Source organism: Mycobacterium sp. TKK-01-0059, assembly GCF_000709305.1.
GTDB lineage: Bacteria > Actinomycetota > Actinomycetes > Mycobacteriales > Mycobacteriaceae > Mycobacterium > Mycobacterium intracellulare.
In genome coordinates this window covers 4,049,659-4,064,649 of sequence record NZ_KL446993.1, presented here as the reverse complement: position 1 = coordinate 4,064,649, position 14,991 = coordinate 4,049,659, and the positions used below count along the sequence as shown (strand labels likewise).

The 14,991-nt window shown below is 63.8% G+C and carries 12 protein-coding genes and 10 pseudogenes; 14 read left to right on the top strand and 8 right to left on the bottom strand.

Annotated elements, in window-relative coordinates; genetic code table 11:
* Positions 1-294: pseudogene (locus tag K883_RS19220) on the top strand (IS256 family transposase); the annotation flags it as partial.
* A 142-nt stretch (positions 295-436) separates the two neighbouring features.
* Here K883_RS19220 and K883_RS19215 read toward each other — a convergent pair.
* Positions 437-736 carry a transposase gene (locus tag K883_RS19215; protein ID WP_020822364.1) on the bottom strand — a complete coding sequence of 100 codons (300 nt, stop codon included), beginning with the start codon at positions 734-736 and terminating at the stop codon, positions 437-439.
* Between the two features lie 163 nt (positions 737-899).
* Positions 900-1,175: pseudogene (locus K883_RS28610) on the bottom strand (transposase); the annotation flags it as partial.
* A gap of 233 nt (positions 1,176-1,408) precedes the next feature.
* Here K883_RS28610 and K883_RS28605 point away from each other — a divergent pair.
* The 4 genes and pseudogenes from K883_RS28605 to K883_RS28595 all read left to right on the top strand — a co-directional run.
* Positions 1,409-1,459 (top strand): annotated as a pseudogene (locus tag K883_RS28605) (hypothetical protein); the annotation flags it as partial.
* 29 nt (positions 1,460-1,488) lie between these two features.
* Positions 1,489-1,788 carry a helix-turn-helix domain-containing protein gene (locus tag K883_RS19205; protein WP_020822362.1) on the top strand — a complete coding sequence of 100 codons (300 nt, stop codon included), beginning with the start codon at positions 1,489-1,491 and terminating at the stop codon, positions 1,786-1,788.
* A gap of 18 nt (positions 1,789-1,806) precedes the next feature.
* Positions 1,807-2,235, top strand: a pseudogene (locus tag K883_RS28600) (transposase); the annotation flags it as partial.
* A 52-nt stretch (positions 2,236-2,287) separates the two neighbouring features.
* Positions 2,288-2,587 carry a transposase gene (locus K883_RS28595; protein ID WP_074363640.1) on the top strand — a complete coding sequence of 100 codons (300 nt, stop codon included), beginning with the start codon at positions 2,288-2,290 and terminating at the stop codon, positions 2,585-2,587.
* Between the two features lie 181 nt (positions 2,588-2,768).
* Here K883_RS28595 and K883_RS27035 read toward each other — a convergent pair whose 3' ends face one another.
* The 3 genes and pseudogenes from K883_RS27035 to K883_RS19185 form a co-directional block, all read right to left on the bottom strand.
* Positions 2,769-3,674 carry a metal-dependent hydrolase gene (locus K883_RS27035; protein ID WP_074325745.1) on the bottom strand — a complete coding sequence of 302 codons (906 nt, stop codon included), beginning with the start codon at positions 3,672-3,674 and terminating at the stop codon, positions 2,769-2,771.
* 33 nt (positions 3,675-3,707) lie between these two features.
* On the bottom strand, positions 3,708-4,598 hold the full coding sequence (locus K883_RS19190; protein ID WP_014711476.1) for a metal-dependent hydrolase: 891 nt from the start codon (positions 4,596-4,598) through the stop codon (positions 3,708-3,710).
* 195 nt (positions 4,599-4,793) lie between these two features.
* A pseudogene (locus K883_RS19185) lies at positions 4,794-5,877 on the bottom strand (IS256 family transposase); the annotation flags it as partial.
* Between the two features lie 96 nt (positions 5,878-5,973).
* Between K883_RS19185 and K883_RS19180 the strand changes: the two are divergent.
* The 7 genes and pseudogenes from K883_RS19180 to K883_RS28340 form a co-directional block, all read left to right on the top strand.
* Positions 5,974-6,504: pseudogene (locus tag K883_RS19180) on the top strand (transposase); the annotation flags it as partial.
* A gap of 49 nt (positions 6,505-6,553) precedes the next feature.
* Positions 6,554-6,913, top strand: a pseudogene (locus K883_RS27030) (transposase); the annotation flags it as partial.
* A 61-nt stretch (positions 6,914-6,974) separates the two neighbouring features.
* Positions 6,975-7,438, top strand: a pseudogene (locus K883_RS19175) (transposase); the annotation flags it as partial.
* Between the two features lie 375 nt (positions 7,439-7,813).
* The gene (locus K883_RS19170; protein ID WP_014711472.1) at positions 7,814-8,689 is read left to right on the top strand and encodes an SDR family NAD(P)-dependent oxidoreductase; all 876 of its coding nucleotides are present in this window, start codon (positions 7,814-7,816) and stop codon (positions 8,687-8,689) included.
* Between the two features lie 27 nt (positions 8,690-8,716).
* Positions 8,717-9,802: an IS630 family transposase gene (locus tag K883_RS27025; RefSeq protein ID WP_036429555.1), complete on the top strand. Its 1,086-nt coding sequence runs from the start codon at positions 8,717-8,719 to the stop codon at positions 9,800-9,802.
* Between the two features lie 177 nt (positions 9,803-9,979).
* The gene (locus tag K883_RS28080; RefSeq protein ID WP_157744825.1) at positions 9,980-10,198 is read left to right on the top strand and encodes a hypothetical protein; all 219 of its coding nucleotides are present in this window, start codon (positions 9,980-9,982) and stop codon (positions 10,196-10,198) included.
* 400 nt (positions 10,199-10,598) lie between these two features.
* Positions 10,599-10,730, top strand: coding sequence for a hypothetical protein (locus K883_RS28340; RefSeq protein WP_255348945.1), 132 nt, complete (start codon positions 10,599-10,601; stop codon positions 10,728-10,730).
* Between the two features lie 1,007 nt (positions 10,731-11,737).
* Here K883_RS28340 and K883_RS26270 read toward each other — a convergent pair.
* Positions 11,738-13,053, bottom strand: a pseudogene (locus tag K883_RS26270) (ISNCY family transposase); the annotation flags it as partial.
* An 87-nt stretch (positions 13,054-13,140) separates the two neighbouring features.
* Between K883_RS26270 and K883_RS19150 the strand changes: the two are divergent.
* Together K883_RS19150 and K883_RS19145 are read left to right on the top strand one after the other, a co-directional pair.
* Positions 13,141-13,749 carry a transposase gene (locus tag K883_RS19150; protein WP_020822357.1) on the top strand — a complete coding sequence of 203 codons (609 nt, stop codon included), beginning with the start codon at positions 13,141-13,143 and terminating at the stop codon, positions 13,747-13,749.
* Positions 13,701-14,480, top strand: a complete 780-nt coding sequence (locus tag K883_RS19145; RefSeq protein WP_036455212.1) for an IS256 family transposase — start codon at positions 13,701-13,703, stop codon at positions 14,478-14,480. Before K883_RS19150 ends, K883_RS19145 begins: the two co-directional genes overlap by 49 nt.
* Positions 14,481-14,548: 68 nt before the next feature.
* Here K883_RS19145 and K883_RS27020 read toward each other — a convergent pair.
* Together K883_RS27020 and K883_RS28075 are read right to left on the bottom strand one after the other, a co-directional pair.
* Positions 14,549-14,692: pseudogene (locus tag K883_RS27020) on the bottom strand (ISNCY family transposase); the annotation flags it as partial.
* Positions 14,693-14,779: 87 nt separating this feature from the next.
* A partial coding sequence (locus K883_RS28075) for a hypothetical protein (protein WP_218917177.1) occupies positions 14,780-14,991 on the bottom strand: 212 nt, incomplete at its 5' end.

The window sequence follows — 14,991 nt, the reverse complement described above, 5'->3', positions numbered from 1 at the left end:
GAGGGGCTGGAAGAGATGTTCACGGTCGCACGGCTCGGCATCGACGGTCGCCTCGCCAAAACACTGACCACCTCCAACCCGGTCGAGTCGATGATCTCGATAGCACGAACGACCAACCGTAACATCACCCGCTGGCGCGACGGGCAGATGGTGCTGCGCTGGACCGCGGCCGGCATGCTCAACGCCGAACGGTCCTTCCGCCGCATCAAGGGCTACAAGCAGATTCCCCAGCTCGTCGACGCCCTGCGCCGACACGCCAATCCCGACACCGCCACTGTCGGTGCCGCCGCATAGAAGTTCACCGTGGATCGTCACCAAAATTCCACGCGACTCGGGACATGCTCTCGCGCGCGTGACGATCCATCTTCACCATCATGAACGCGGTCATCGTAGCGGCCGGCCGAGCCACCACGAGGGAAATTCTGAAATCCATTCCTTATTGACGGGTTGTAACGGTGATGCCACCGTCGAGCACGTGACGCAGCCGGTGGATCAGGCAGCATTGACGCAGCGCGGTCGGGAAGATCTGCTCGATCGCGGCGATCAGGCCGCGGGCACCGTCGGAGACGACCAGCAGCGGGCATGCTAATCGCCGGTCGGTGAGATCGGTCAGCAAACCGGCCCAGGCGTCGGTGGACTCCACTACGCCAGGGGCCAGGCCCACAAAGACGGGCTTGCCCGCGGTGGTAATACCCCATGCGGCCAGGATCGGCTCGGCCGGCGAGCCGGGATGCATCCGGAAAAACGAGGCTCCAGGAACAGGTAATCGAGCACGACATCGCCCAGGAGGCGCCGCGCCCAAGTGTCGTACTCGGTCTTGATCGCTTGGCATACCTGCGCCACAGTCGATTTCGAGATCGCGGCCTGATCACCGAGCACATCGGCCAGGTAGCCTCCACATCACGCACCGACAGCCCGCGTACGAACGAGGCGATCACCAACGATTCCAGCGTATTGGTCTTGGTGACGTGCTTGCCGAACAAGCGCGAGGCGAATGCGACCATCGTGCCGCGCAGCTTGGGCCGCTCCAGGGTGACTGGGCCGGCGGTGGTCTTGACCGTCGCTGGCCGATAGCCATTGCGCGCCCCGGGCTGCGCATCCGGCGCGGTGGCGCACCGTTGGTAGCGATCGCTGCCCAAGAACTCGGTTACCTCGGCCTCCAGCGCGGCCTGCATCAGTAACTGCGCACCCAGCCAGGCCACCTCCCTCAAGGATCTCGGGCAACTCACGATCCGAGGCCCAACAATTCGTCGATCTTGGCGCGAACACGATCGGTCGGCGATACTCGTGCAGGCACGGGCGTAGGTCCTTTCACTTCGATGACTTGGCGGTCTCAAAGCAGAACCTACGCCCGGCCCCTTTTACACCGGCTTTAGGACCCGACCCGGCGGCATGCCCTGAGTGTGGGGTGGTGTCGACGTCGGTGAAGGCCCGGGTGAGTACCTCGCCGCGCGACATCCCCTACGGACACGACCGCGTCATCGTGCGGTGGCACAAGACCTGCTGGCGTTGCAAGGAGGACTATTGCGAGCGGTCTCGTTCACCGAGGCCATCGCGCAGGTCCGGGCGCGGGCACGCACAACCACGCGGTTGCGCGACCAGATCGGCGCGGCGATCGGCGATGCCGGCCGTGCAGTGGCCGAGGTCGCCGCCGCCCACAGGGTGTCGTGGCCGACCGCGCACCGCGCCTTTGTCGCCCACGCCGAGGCGGCGCTGAGCGAACCCGAGCCGGTGCGGGTGCTCGGCATCGACGAGACCCGCCGCGGCAAACCGCGCTGGCGACGGTGAACCGTCACGCAGCGGTGGGTGCGGGTTGACCCGTGGGACACCGGGTTCGTCGACCTGGCCGGCGATCAGGGCCTACTGGGCCAACGCGAGGGCCGCACCGGCGCCGCGGTGATCGACTGGCTTTCCGAGCGAACCCCGGCCTTCCGCGAGGCCATCGAGTACGTCGCGATCGACCCGGCCGCGGTCTACGCCACGGCGGTCCGCACCCCCGAGTTGTTGCCCAACGCGACGCTGGTGGTCGATCACTTCCATCTGGTCAAGCTCGCCAACGATGCGCTGACAAAGGTGCGCCGCCGGGTCACCTGGGACCTGCGGGATCGGCGCGGCCGCAAACTTGACCCGGAGTGGGCCAACCGGCGCCGACTGCTGCGAGCACGAGAACGCCTGTCGGACAAGAGTTTCGCCAAGATGTGGAACGCCATCGTGGCCGAAGACGACACCAGCCAGATCCTGTCGGCGTGGATCGCCAAGGAAGAACTGCGCGCCCTGCTATCCCACCGTGCGCGTCGGCGGCGATCCACATCTGACACGCCACCGGCTGCACCGGTTCCTGGCGTGGTGCATCGACTCACAGATCCCCGAGCTGCTCACCCTGGCCACCACCATCGACACCTGGTGGCCCGAAATCAATGCCTTCATCGCCACCGGCATCACCAACGCCCGTACCGAGGGCTACAACCGCCTTGTCAAACAGGTCAAACGCGCCGCGTGCGGGTTCCGCAACAGAGAGAACTCGGCTCGCCGGATACGATTCCACTGCACCCGCAAACAGCGGGCCGCAACCCAGACATCATGCTGATTGCCCGGTCAAAATCGAAGAGCCGACAAAGCCGTGAATCCCTCTCCGTTGCAAGGCGATACGGCGCCGTTACCGCCCAACCCAGCGCCCACAACGACGACGTCATGGTCAGACACGCTCGGCAGCAGGTAGCCGGTCAATCTCGACTTTTGTATGGAATTCGGGCTCGCCGGACTTGCTGCTACTTCTGATAACCCACCAGGGCGCCATGGGTCCCGAACAGTTCCTGCTGCCACTTGTTCAGCAGCGCACAGGTGTCGACATCGTCGGGATGAAAGCCAGGTTTCATGTAGATACGCAGATCGGCTATCAAACCCTTGAGCAGCGGGCCTCGAAACACAGCACGCGCTTGACGCGCCACTTTGATCGGATGCCAGTCTTTAGGGACCGTCGCGATGGACAACAACACGCCGATCGTGATCACCGGGACGGCCAGAACGTATAAAACCCCCATCACACCGATGCGGAGCCACTCCGGCCCACGGACCGACCGGTAAACGTCGAAGGCAACCGATTTGTGCTCCAGCTCTTCCACCGCGTGCCAGTTGAGCAGGTTTCGCACCTCGGGATCACCGGGGATCTTCTGTAACTCCTCGCCTAGCATTCGCTCAGCCAGCGTCGCGGTGAAGTGTTCAGCCGCTGCAGTGACCGCGAGGGGTACCCACGCGGGCAGCAGGTTTTCGATCCGCACCAACAGCCGCTGCCGCCGACTGCTGGCATCGAATATGAAAAAACTGACCAGCGGATAGCCCTTGTCCACCAATTGCTCGTTGAGCCGGCGGTGTTCCTGCCCGTGCACCGACTCCTGACCAATGAATCCGGCCACCCGCTTCTTTAACTCCGGATCAGTCACCTGATCGGCAAAGCGCCGGACCGACCTGATAAATAATTCCTCGCCTGGCGGAAATATGCCCGACAGCAACGCCACAAGGTGGCTAAGCACGATGTCGTCCTCAACAAAGCGATGCTTCACGGGCTGCGGATCCCCGAATGGGAACCGAATCCGGCGAGTTTTCGGATACGCCTTTTTTGCTGGTCTTTCCGGTGCTATTCCGGTGTTCGCAACTGCTGCTTGACTAGCTACCATGACACTCTCTTTTGTTTTGAGTGTGGTGGTCGGTCACTTCAGGTAGCCGACCAGGGCGCCCTCAGTGCCGAAGAGTTCCTCTTGCCATTGCTCCAGCAACGCGTTGGTGTCGATGTCGTCGGGATGAAATCCCCGTCGCAGGTATCGCCTGAGATCTGGGATCACACCCCGAAGAATGGGACCGCGGTAGAGCCGATAGGTCTCACGCACCAGTCGCACTGGCTGACGGCGCGCTTCGGGATCTCGCGCCACCGAACAAGCCAGTACGGCAGTTATGAGGAGGAGCAGAAGGGGGATCATTACCGCCATCACACGTCGACGCACCCGCTCGGTGCCCCCCACCGAGCGGAATACATCAAAGGCAACCGACTTGTGCTCAAGTTCCTCCAACGCATGCCAGTTCAGCAGGTTCCACACCTCCGCATCCCCGGGGATCGCTTGGATCTCCTCCTCGCCGAGGGTGCGCTCAGCAAGTACGGCGGTGAAGTGTTCTGCGGCTGCTGTCACCGCCAGCGGTATCCGGGCGGGCAGCACCTCCTCGATGCGTTTCACCCAATCAACAAACTTTTCTGAATCCCACCACGCAATCGGATACCCCATGTCAACGAGCTTGTCATTGAGCGCCCGATGCTGCTGGCCATGCACCGATTCCTGACCGATAAACCCGGCCACCCGCTTCTTCAACACAGGATCGCTGATCTCATCGGCAAACCGGCGCACCGACCGAATGAACAACTCCTCCCCCGGCGGGAACGACCCCGACAAGTTCGCCAGAAAGTGGCTGAAGATGATGTCGTCGTTAACGAAATACTTGGTGCCCTCCCCAAACGGGAAACGTATCCGCCGCGTCCTCGGATACCGAGACCCTTCACTCACCGCACTCGCAGTGGTCACTGCCTCTTGAACTATGTGGTCGCTGGTCATAACAAGATACCCCTTCCTCGAACACACGGTTTCTGGTACCAGCAGTACTGTGTTTAGTGAGACGCTACTGCGGATCGACAGGGCGCGCAAGCCTCCGCTTTGACTCACCAAAATGCGCGCGAAGCTCCAGTTGCGTCCAGCAGAGGGGCCAGGGCTGTGCGGTTGGTCCGCGCACACCGCGACGACTACGACAGCGAACGAGCCGCGGGCTTTGGTGACTTTGCGTAGCTGGTAGTTCAGGGACTCGATGGCGTTGGTGGTGTAGATGATCTTGCGGATCTCGACCGGGAATGCCAGGAATGGTACGAACTCGGCCCAGGCGCGATCCCATACGGCCACTGCACCGGGGGATTTGGTTTTCCACTGGGGCGCGGAACGCTTCAAGGGCCAGTGTGGCGGCTTCTTCGGTCACCGCGGTGTAGATCGGGCGCAGCGCGGTGGCCATTTTGCGGCGGTCGGTGTAGGAGGCGTAGCGCATCGAGGAGCGCAGCAGATGCACCACGCAGGTCTGGATGACCGCGGCCGGCCACACCGCGGTGATCGATTCAGGCAGGCCGGTCAAGCCGTCGCAGCAGACGAACAGCGCGTCGCGGCAGCCGCGGTTGCGCAGCTCGGTGAGCACCCCGTGCCAGAACTTCGCGCCTTCGCTCTGCTGGATCCAGATACCCAGAACCTGCTTGCTTCCCTCGACATCGACGCCCATCACGACGTGGGCGGCCTTATTGGCCACCACGCCGCTATCGCGGATCTTGATGCGGATCGCATCGATATACAGGATCGGATAGACCGGATCGACCGGGCGGGACTGCCAGGCGGCGATCTCCTCGATCACCACGTCGGTGACCCGCGAGATCGTGGTCGCCGAGACGGTGGCGCCGTAGACCTCGCCCAGATGCTCGGTGATGTCGCGGGTGGACATGCCCCGGGCATACAGCGACAGGATCATGTCCTCGACCTGGCCCAGGCGGCGCTTGCGTTTGGGCACGATCACCGGCTCGAAGCTGCCGTTGCGGTCGCGTGGCACTTCCAGCTCGAGGGCCCCCGCGGTGGTCAGCACCGTTTTGTGGCCATGCCCATTGCGGGAATTGCCCGACCCATGACCAACGGGATCGCCGTGCTCATAGCCCAGATGATCGGCGATCTCGACATCAAGGGCGCGTTCGAGCACAGCCTTGGTCATCAGCGCCAGCAGACCGCCGGGGCCATCGATCGGGGTGCCGGCGGCTTGAGCGTCTGCCAACAGCGCGTCCACGGCTGCCGGTGACAACAGCTCGGCCAGCTTCCCAGCAGCATCATCACCCGCGCGACTCAGATTGAGGCAATTGAAATCTCCTGTCTGGTGGTAGCCACCACCATTCAGGCTGAACTCCTTACACAGTCAATGAGACACGCCCTGCGGGAGGTGTTAGGCGCCAAGGCCCTCATCCAAAGATGCACCCTGCACAAGCGGCGAAATGTCGCTGATCACCTGCCCGACAAGGAGCAGGCCTGGGTGGATGCCAAGCTGATCAAGGCGTTCGCGCACCCTGACCCCGACACCGGGCTGGCGAACGCTAAAAGCCTTGCCGCGCAACTGGATAAGAACTACCCGAGCGCGGCCTCGTCGCTACGCGAGGGGCTGGAAGAGATGTTCACGGTCGCACGGCTCGGCATCGACGGTCGCCTCGCCAAAACACTGACCACCTCCAACCCGGTCGAGTCGATGATCTCGATAGCACGAACGACCAACCGTAACATCACCCGCTGGCGCGACGGGCAGATGGTGCTGCGCTGGACCGCGGCCGGCATGCTCAACGCCGAACGGTCCTTCCGCCGCATCAAGGGCTACAAGCAGATTCCCCAGCTCGTCGACGCCCTGCGCCGACACGCCAATCCCGACACCGCCACTGTCGGTGCCGCCGCATAGAAGTTCACCGTGGATCGTCACCAAAATTCCACGCGACTCGGGACATGCTCAGCTGCCCGGTGTCGGGTCGGTAGTTGCCGCATGCGTGTTCACGGCGTGGTCACACCCCGGGCGGGTGCGCTCCGAAGCGGCGTTCGCCGCGCTGGCAGGTACCTGCCCGATACCGGCGTCCTCGGGAAACACAGTGCGGCACAGACTCAACCGAGGTGGGGACCGAAAGCTCAACGGAGCGCTGACCACAGTGGTTATCGTTCGGATGCGTACCCACGCCACGACACGAGCCTACGTTGCACGACGTCGCGCCGAAGGCCGCACCACCAAAGAAATCATGCGTTCCCTGAAGCGTTACATCACCCGACAGCTCTACCGCACCCTGGCCGCAGCACACCCCATCCCAGAAACCCCTTGACACGATATAGAAGCATCCCGGGTTTCGTGCACACCTTCTTCTTACTAGGAAGGATGGCACGATGCCGAGCAAGTACGACGAGAACACCAAGGCCAAGGCCAAGGCGGTGCGGCTGGTCCGCGAGCATCGCGATGACTACGAGATCGAGTGGGCGGCGATGCGCGCGATCTCGGCGCGGTTGGGGATGAGCGCGGAGACGCTGCGCAAGTGGGTGCGCCAGGCCGAGGTGGACGACGGTGAGGCTGCGGGTGTGCCGACTAAGACCGCACGCGAGCTGCGGGAGCTGCGCCGCAAAACCAAGGAACTTGAGCAAACGATCGAAATACTAAAGGCCGCAACAACTTTCTTCGCGCGGGAGTGTGACCCGCTACACCGCTGATCTGTGGGTTCATCGACGAACACAAGGACCGGTTCGGGGTCGTACCGATCTGTCGCGCCCTGGGGATCCAGGGCGTGGCGATCGCCCCACGCACCTACTGGGCGCACCGGTCGTCGGCACCGTCGAAACGGGCCCTATGGGACACCCCTGCCTTCAGTCCCTTTGACAATCGGCCCTACTCGCAGTACATAGTACTAGTTGTTACGTATACTATTTGTTCGGAAAAATTGCATACTCGGAAGCAGGGAGCGCTCAAGCTGGATACCGACATCGAGGCGCTAAGCAACCGCGTCGCACGACGCGCAACAAAAGAGGCTCAAGTGTGATGATCCGGGATACCTAACCGTTCTAGTCCCCTAAGGGCGGCTGTGGCGACGGTGAACATCCACGGCGGATTTGCACCCAGTGCCATGTCGTGTAGTGCAGTGGACTCTCGTTGTTACAGAAGAGGAGGGGGCGGTGTCAACGATCTGCGGAACCGGCCGTCGGCCAGTCCAAATACATTCGGAGGCGATCAAGTTATGAAGGACTTCACCAATAAAGTGGCAGTAATCACCGGCGCTGGCTCAGGCATCGGCCGCAGCCTGGCGTTGAGCTTGGCTGAACAGGGGGCGCAGCTGGCGCTGTCGGACATCGATACAAGCGCGCTGGCCGATACCGCTGGTCGATGCGAGAAGGTCGGAGCTAAGGCGGTGCCGTTCGAGCTCGATGTAGCCCAACGGCAGGCAGTTTACGGACACGCAAAGAATGTCGTCAGTGAATTCGGCAGAGTGAACCTTGTTTTCAACAACGCGGGTGTGGCACTCTCCGCCGACGTTATCGACATGGATTGGGACGACTTCGAGTGGCTGGTGGGCATCAACTTTTGGGGGGTCGCCCATGGCACCAAGGCATTCCTGCCGCACCTAATCGCGTCCGGCGATGGCCACATCGTCAATGTGTCATCGGTTTTCGGGTTGGTCGGGATTCCGTCACAAAGCGCCTATAATGCCGCCAAATTCGCCGTCCGCGGCTTCACCGAGGCCCTACGCCAAGAACTCCGGGCCGCCAGGCATCCGGTCGGTGTTACCTGCGTTCACCCGGGCGGGGTGAAGACCAACATCGCCGGTCACGCCCGAGGGCTGCCCGACGGCTCGGACCCCGAAACGCTTAGCCGCATTTTCCATAGGATCGCGTTCACCAGCCCCGAATCAGCGTCGAGGGCGATATTACGCGGGGTCAAGAAGAATAAGCCGCGGGTGCTGATCGGTCCTGACGCAAGAGTTTTCGATGCCATTCCCCGAATCCTCGGCCCTCGCTACGAGGACATCATGGCGTCGTTCTATCGCACCGGGCGCTACGGTGCCGGGCGTCGAGTCGCCGAACGCCTCGGCCTACCTAGTGTCGTGAGTCGTTAATCCGCATCCGGATAGTAGACTTGGCCTGTGCCGGGTCCGATTGCTGTGCCTGTGGTGTTGTCCGATGAAGAACGCGATCAGTTGCGGGGATGGGCGCGCCGCCCGAAGAGCGCCCAGGCGCTGGCCCTGAGGTCACGGATCGTGCTTGCCTGCGAAGGGGATTCGAGTAATACCGCGATAGCACACGATCTGGGTATCACGCGGGGAATGGTGACCAAGTGGCGCAATCGATTCGCCACCGATCGCCTCGACGGGTTGCTCGACGAGCCGCGGCCGGGTCGGCCCCGGGTGGTCGGTGATGAGCGGATCGAAGCGTTGATCACCGCGACGCTGGAGACCGCGCCGCTCGATGCCACGCACTGGTCGACGCGGTCGATGGCCCAACATTTGGGGTTGAGCCAGTCGATGGTGTCGCGGGTGTGGCGGGCGTTCGGATTGGCTCCGCACAAACAGGATTCGTGGAAACTTTCCAAGGACCCGTTATTTGTCGACAAGGTGCGTGACGTCGTCGGGTTGTATCTGAACCCGCCCGAACGTGCGGTCGTGCTCTGCGTGGACGAGAAGACTCAGATCCAGGCGCTCAACCGCACCGCACCGGTGTTCCCGATGCTGCCCGGCACCCCGGCGCGGGCCAGCCACGACTATGTGCGCCACGGCACATCGAGCCTGTATGCCGCCCTGGATCTGGCCACCGGCCAGGTCATCGGCGCGCTGCACTCGCGTCACCGCGCCCAGGAATTTCTGGCCTTCCTGAAAAAGATCGACGCCGAAGTCCCCGCCGACCTCGACTGCCACGTCGTGCTGGACAACGCCTCCACGCACAAGACGCCCCAGGTCAAACGCTGGCTGACCGCCCATCCACGGTTCGTCCTGCACTTCACCCCGACCAGCTCGTCCTGGCTCAACCTCGTCGAGCGCTGGTTCGCCGAACTGACCACCAAGAAACTGCGCCGCGGCACCCACACCTCGGTACGCCAACTCAACACCGACATCCGCGCCTGGATCCAAAACTGGAACGACAACCCGCGCCCCTACGTCTGGACCAAAACCGCCGACCAAATCCTCGAATCCGTCGCCAACTACTGCAAGCGAATTAACGACTCGCGACACTAGCGAACCTTGGTCGCTAGAACATTGAGAGTTGTCTTGAGTTTTCAGGGCTGCGGTCGGTAGGAGTCGGGCCTGGTCGATGGTTTCGGTGATGTGAATGTCTATGGTGTGCAATGCCTTTCGCAGTGGGGGCGGTGCGGGTGGCTGATCGGCGGCGAGTAGGGGCCGCAGTAGGCGGTCGTGCAGTTTGGTGTAGAAGATCGCAAACCGCAGGCCGTCGCCGGTGAGCCGGTAGCGGTTCTTGCCGGGGATGCGGGTGATCAGGCCGTTGATCCGGAGCCGGGCCAGATCGTAGCTGGCCTGGTTCATGGTGTAGTTCGCACCGCCGAGCAGTCCGGTCATCAAGGCGCGCAGGCTCTTGTTGGTGATGCCGGTGACAGCGAGTGCGGTGGTGCATAAGGCGCCGGCCAGGGCTTGGACCCGAGGGTCGCCGAACCGTAAGGCCGGGGCCCTCCTGCCATCCTCGGTGAGGGTGGGCCGTGCGATCCGCTCAAAGGCTGGACTCGCAAGGACGCAGCCCTGGCCGACACGTTCAGTATCGAGCAGCGTGGTGTTGACCGCACGGGCGCGGGCCTGCAGTTCGTCGAGATGCTGCAACCGGCGCAGGCAGCCCAGGTCGCCCGGGTCGTTGATGACGGTCTCGATGCGTAGCGCGCGCCCGTCCTTCAGATACTGTTTGATGCGGGAGTGCCGGTAGAAGGCGTTGACGTTGACCTCGGTGCCGTAGGTGACGATCTTGGTCTTGAACTCGCCACGAGCCGGGCGTCCCCGGCGCTGGCGGCGTTTGAAGATGAGCTCGATGAGCTCCGGGCGGCCGATGTCGAGGTTGTCGGCCACCAGCGCCTCGAAGAACCCGCGGGCGTGCCTGGGCGCGTCGAACACCAGGGTGCGGGAGGTCTCGACCTGGCGCATCGACAGCTCCCACCAATAGCCCGCGGCGCGGTCGTGTTCGGTCAGTGGTAGCGGAAGGATCGACCACCAGCGTTCGGCGAACACCCGGATCGCTCCCGGGCCGAGGAGCCGGTCGCAGATCGCCTGCAGCCCTGCGGGATCAGTGGCCGAGGCGAACCCGTTGGACAACTCGGCGAACTCGATCCCGTCCTTGGTCGCCTGCCGCTTGGCCCACTCGTGACCGTTCAGCCAGATCTTCATCGGGTACGGGAAATAGGCGCACACCTTGACGAACCCCGGACCGAAATCGTCGTCCCAGACGTAAAAGTAGTAGCAGGTAACCCGCCGGTCGGCCTTGGTGAAAGCGAACCACACCGCACCACCGGGCCCGGTCTTCTTCGTCGCAGTGAACACCGGCGCGAACTCCTGCCCCACCCCGATCGCGGCTACTCCCGCCCGTCCGGTGCTAGCCTGCTTGGCCAGATACCGACGCATCACTTCGATCTTGCGGTCGTCCTTGCCGAAGCGCACCACCGGGATCTCGTTGGCCGCGGCGAATCGGTCCACCGCCTTGCGAAACGCGGTGCCGTTCTTCTCCATGATCGCCGGCGACGGGATCGGGTAGCCCAGATGCGCTGTCATGAACGACGCCACCTGCGCACCGACCTGCAGATTCGGAACATAGCCGTTGAGATAGATCCGATCCAGACACTCCACATCCAGGCCCACATGCCCGTCGAGCACATCGTTCACCGTCACCACCGCAGCCATGACAGCCAGCCTGGTCGGCCAAGCCAGTCCTGACCAGCGCCCAGCTCGCGGCGGCGCCGCGAATCGCCGGAGGGCAGGCTCGGACCGCTTCCCAACCAGCAGCCAACCGCAACCATCCCACCCAACCCGGCCACCCACCTCGGCGGTCCGAGGCTGGCCTCACTGGTGGTGTGTCTCGTAAATAGCTACTTCGACCTGAAAAACCCGCGCCTGTACTGAGCGGCTGTGTGGGGTCGTACCCAGTTTGGCGCGTGAATGTGGCTTTGGCGCGCCCGGTCATGGGGCGAGGGCGCTGATCTTGACCAGGTTGTGGGCGAGGACGCCGTGCCCGGTCCAGATTCGGGTTCCTTCGGTGCCGTCGATGCAGCAGCGGTGCCGTCGATGCAGCAGCGATCCCAGCCGTAGCCACGCTTGAGGGTGCTGATGCGGCCTTCACTTCCGGTGCGCCACTTGATGGTTCGTCGGAAGGCTGGCCGGTGTTCCTCAGCTTCCGGGCCTGGGAGGGTTTGCCTTTACGGGGTATCACGACCGTGCGCGCGCCAAGGTCATGCAGGGCGTCCTCGACGCGTTTCTCGCCGTAGCCGCGGTCGGCGGTGACGGTGCCTGGCGCGCGCCCGGCTCGCTTGGTGACCCGCCCGACCGCCGGCGCCAGTTGCGGCGCGTCGGGCGGGTTGCCCATCTCGACGGTGTGATCGACGATGACGCCGTCCTCGTTGTCGGTGACCTGAGCTTTGTGGCCGAACTCGACCGGCTTGCCCAAGCGGCCCTTGGCGATCGGGCGGGCATCGCCATCATGCAGGCTGACCCGCCGAGTGGCGCCGTCGGGGATCTGTCCGGACACCCGTTGGCGGGTCTGCGCGGCGATCTGGCGGGTCGCGGCCACCAACTTGGAAAGGTCGTTGACCGCGCGCACCAGCCGACCACGCCGCCGCCCCGCCGCCGCGTCATGTTCGCCGCGGGCGCGCAGCGCGGCAGCCTTCGCCGCGGCCACGCGCACCGCCCGCTTGGCGTTAACCAGCAGCCGCTGGGCATCGCGTGCCGCGGTTTCGGCCAATCCGACCAGCTCACCGGTGCTCTTGAGCACCGCGGCCGTGGCCTGGTCGCGGCCCAATGCGGCACGAGAGCGCAGTTTCGATGCGATCGCATCCGCGCGCTTGCCCGCCGCCCAGGACCGATCCCGCACCCCGGGTGCGCACCGCCCCGCCGGCCGCCTGGATCCGCTGACCGGTCGCGGCGATCCGCCGCACCGCCTTGGCCAGCAGACCCGAGTCGGTCGGATAGGCCACGTTGGCCGGCACCACCGTCGTGTCGGCCCGCACCCGGTTGGTGCGCAACAGCTTCGCCTCGGCCGCCTTGGCCAACAGCGTCTCGTTGAGCCCGCCCACCGCCCTCGCTCCGCAGCGCCTGGTCAGCTTCATCAACGTGGTCGCATGCGGCACCGACATATCCAGCGGGATCCGGCAGAACATCCGCCAGGTGATCGAGTCCGAGACCTCCCGAAACAAGCTCTCATAACCCAGCCGATAGCGAAACTTCAAAAACATCAACCGCAGATAGATCTCCATCGGCGTCGAGGGCCGGCCAATCGCAGGGGTCGCGTCCTGAAGCCGGTGTAAATGGGGCCGGGCGTAGGTTCTGCTTCGAGAACTGCCAAGTCATCGAAGAAAGGACCTTCGCCCGTGCCTGCACGAGTATCGCCGACCGATCGTGTTCGCGCCAAGATCGACGAGCTGTTCGCCTCGGATCGTGAGCTACCCGAGATCCTCGAGGAGGTGGCCCGGCTTGGTGCGCAGTTACTGATGCAGGCCGCGTTGAAGGCCGAGGTGACCGAATTTCTCGGCCGCGACCGCTATCAACGGACCGCCATCGTGCCGGATGCGCAGCCCGGGGCGCGTAATGGCTATCGGCCGGTGTCGGTCAAGACCACCGCCGGCCCGGTCAGCTTGGAGCAGCCCAAGCTGCGCGGCACGACCGTGGCATTCGCTTCACGGCTGTTCGGTAAGCACGTCACCAAGACCAACGCGCTGGAATCGCTGGTGATCGCGTCGTTTGCGCGGGGGCTGTCGGTGCGTGATGTCGAGGCCACCCTGGCCGACGCGCTGGGTGATCGGGCCGCGATCTCGAAATCGACTGTGGCGCAGGTATGCCAAGCGATCAAGACCGAGTACGACACTTGGGCGCGGCGTCCCCTGGGCGATGTCGTGCTCGATTACCTGTTCCTGGAGCCTCGTTCTTTCGGATGCATCCCGGCTCGCCGGCCGAGCCGATCCTGGCCGCCTGGGGTGTGACCACCGCCGGCAAGCCCGTCTTCGTTGGCCTGGCCCCCGGCGTAGTGGAGTCCACCGACGCCTGGGCTGATTTCTTGACCGATCTCACCGACCGGCGATTAGCATGCCCGCTGCTGGTCGTCTCCGACGGTGCCCGCGGCCTGATCGCCGCGATCGAGCAGATCTTCCCGACCGCGCTGCGCCAACGCTGCCTGATCCACCGGTTACGCAACGTGCTGGCCAAGATCCCCGCCGGGATGCAGGCCGAGATCCGCGACGGCTACTGGGCCGTGTTCGACACCGAAGATCTCACTACCGAGCCCGGCCCGCGGCTGGTCGAACAAATCGATGCCCGGCTGAGCGCGTTCGCTGCCCGCTACGGCGCCGCCTACCCGGCAGCGATGAAGATCCTGCTGACCGATCGCCAGGGCCTGACCGCCTATCTGCGGTTCCCACCCGAACATCATCACCGCATCCGGCACTCGAACTTCATCGAACGCACCTTCGGCGAAACCCGCCGCCGCGCAAAGGTTATCGGCCGCTTCCCGGGCGAGACCAGCTGCATCAGCATCGCCTGGGCCGTGCTCGACCGCGCATCCCGCGGCTGGCGCGGACTGACCATGACACCCGCCGGAATGCGCCAGCTCCAAGACCTGCGCCGCAACCTGCTACAACCACCCCAGCAACTGCGGCCTCAGCACACCCCCGACTCCGCCAGCAGCATCACCGAAACCGCTAGCGCCACCGCGTAACATCACCCACCGAAGCCAGAACCTTCACCCTCCGATTTACACCAGATTTCGGACGCCACCATCCGCAGGTCGAAAAACGGCACAAACGGTGTGAAGAACGCCGGATCGTCCAACAACGCATCCACCCGCGCCAGCTCGTCGGGCAGCCGCCGCACCTCCTCCGGCAGGATCGACTCCCACAACGACGGCTGATCGCCTACAGTACGAAACACGATGGCCTCAATCCCTTCTAGCCCAAGGGCTTGAGGCCATCCTCCCAGTTCAGCACCGCCAGCCCGCGGATCAACGCGCCGACTTTTTCAGGTCGAAGTAGCTAATGCGTTGTTGGGTATTCTGGTGCAATGAGGGCTCTTCGATTTTGACCGGGCAATCAGCATGAAGTCTGGGTTGCGGCCCGCTGTTTGCGGGCTCTTCGATTTTGACCGGGCAATCAGCATGAAGTCTGGGTTGCGGCCCGCTGTTTGCGGGCTCTTCGATTTTGACCGGGCAATCAGCATGAAGTCTGGGTTGC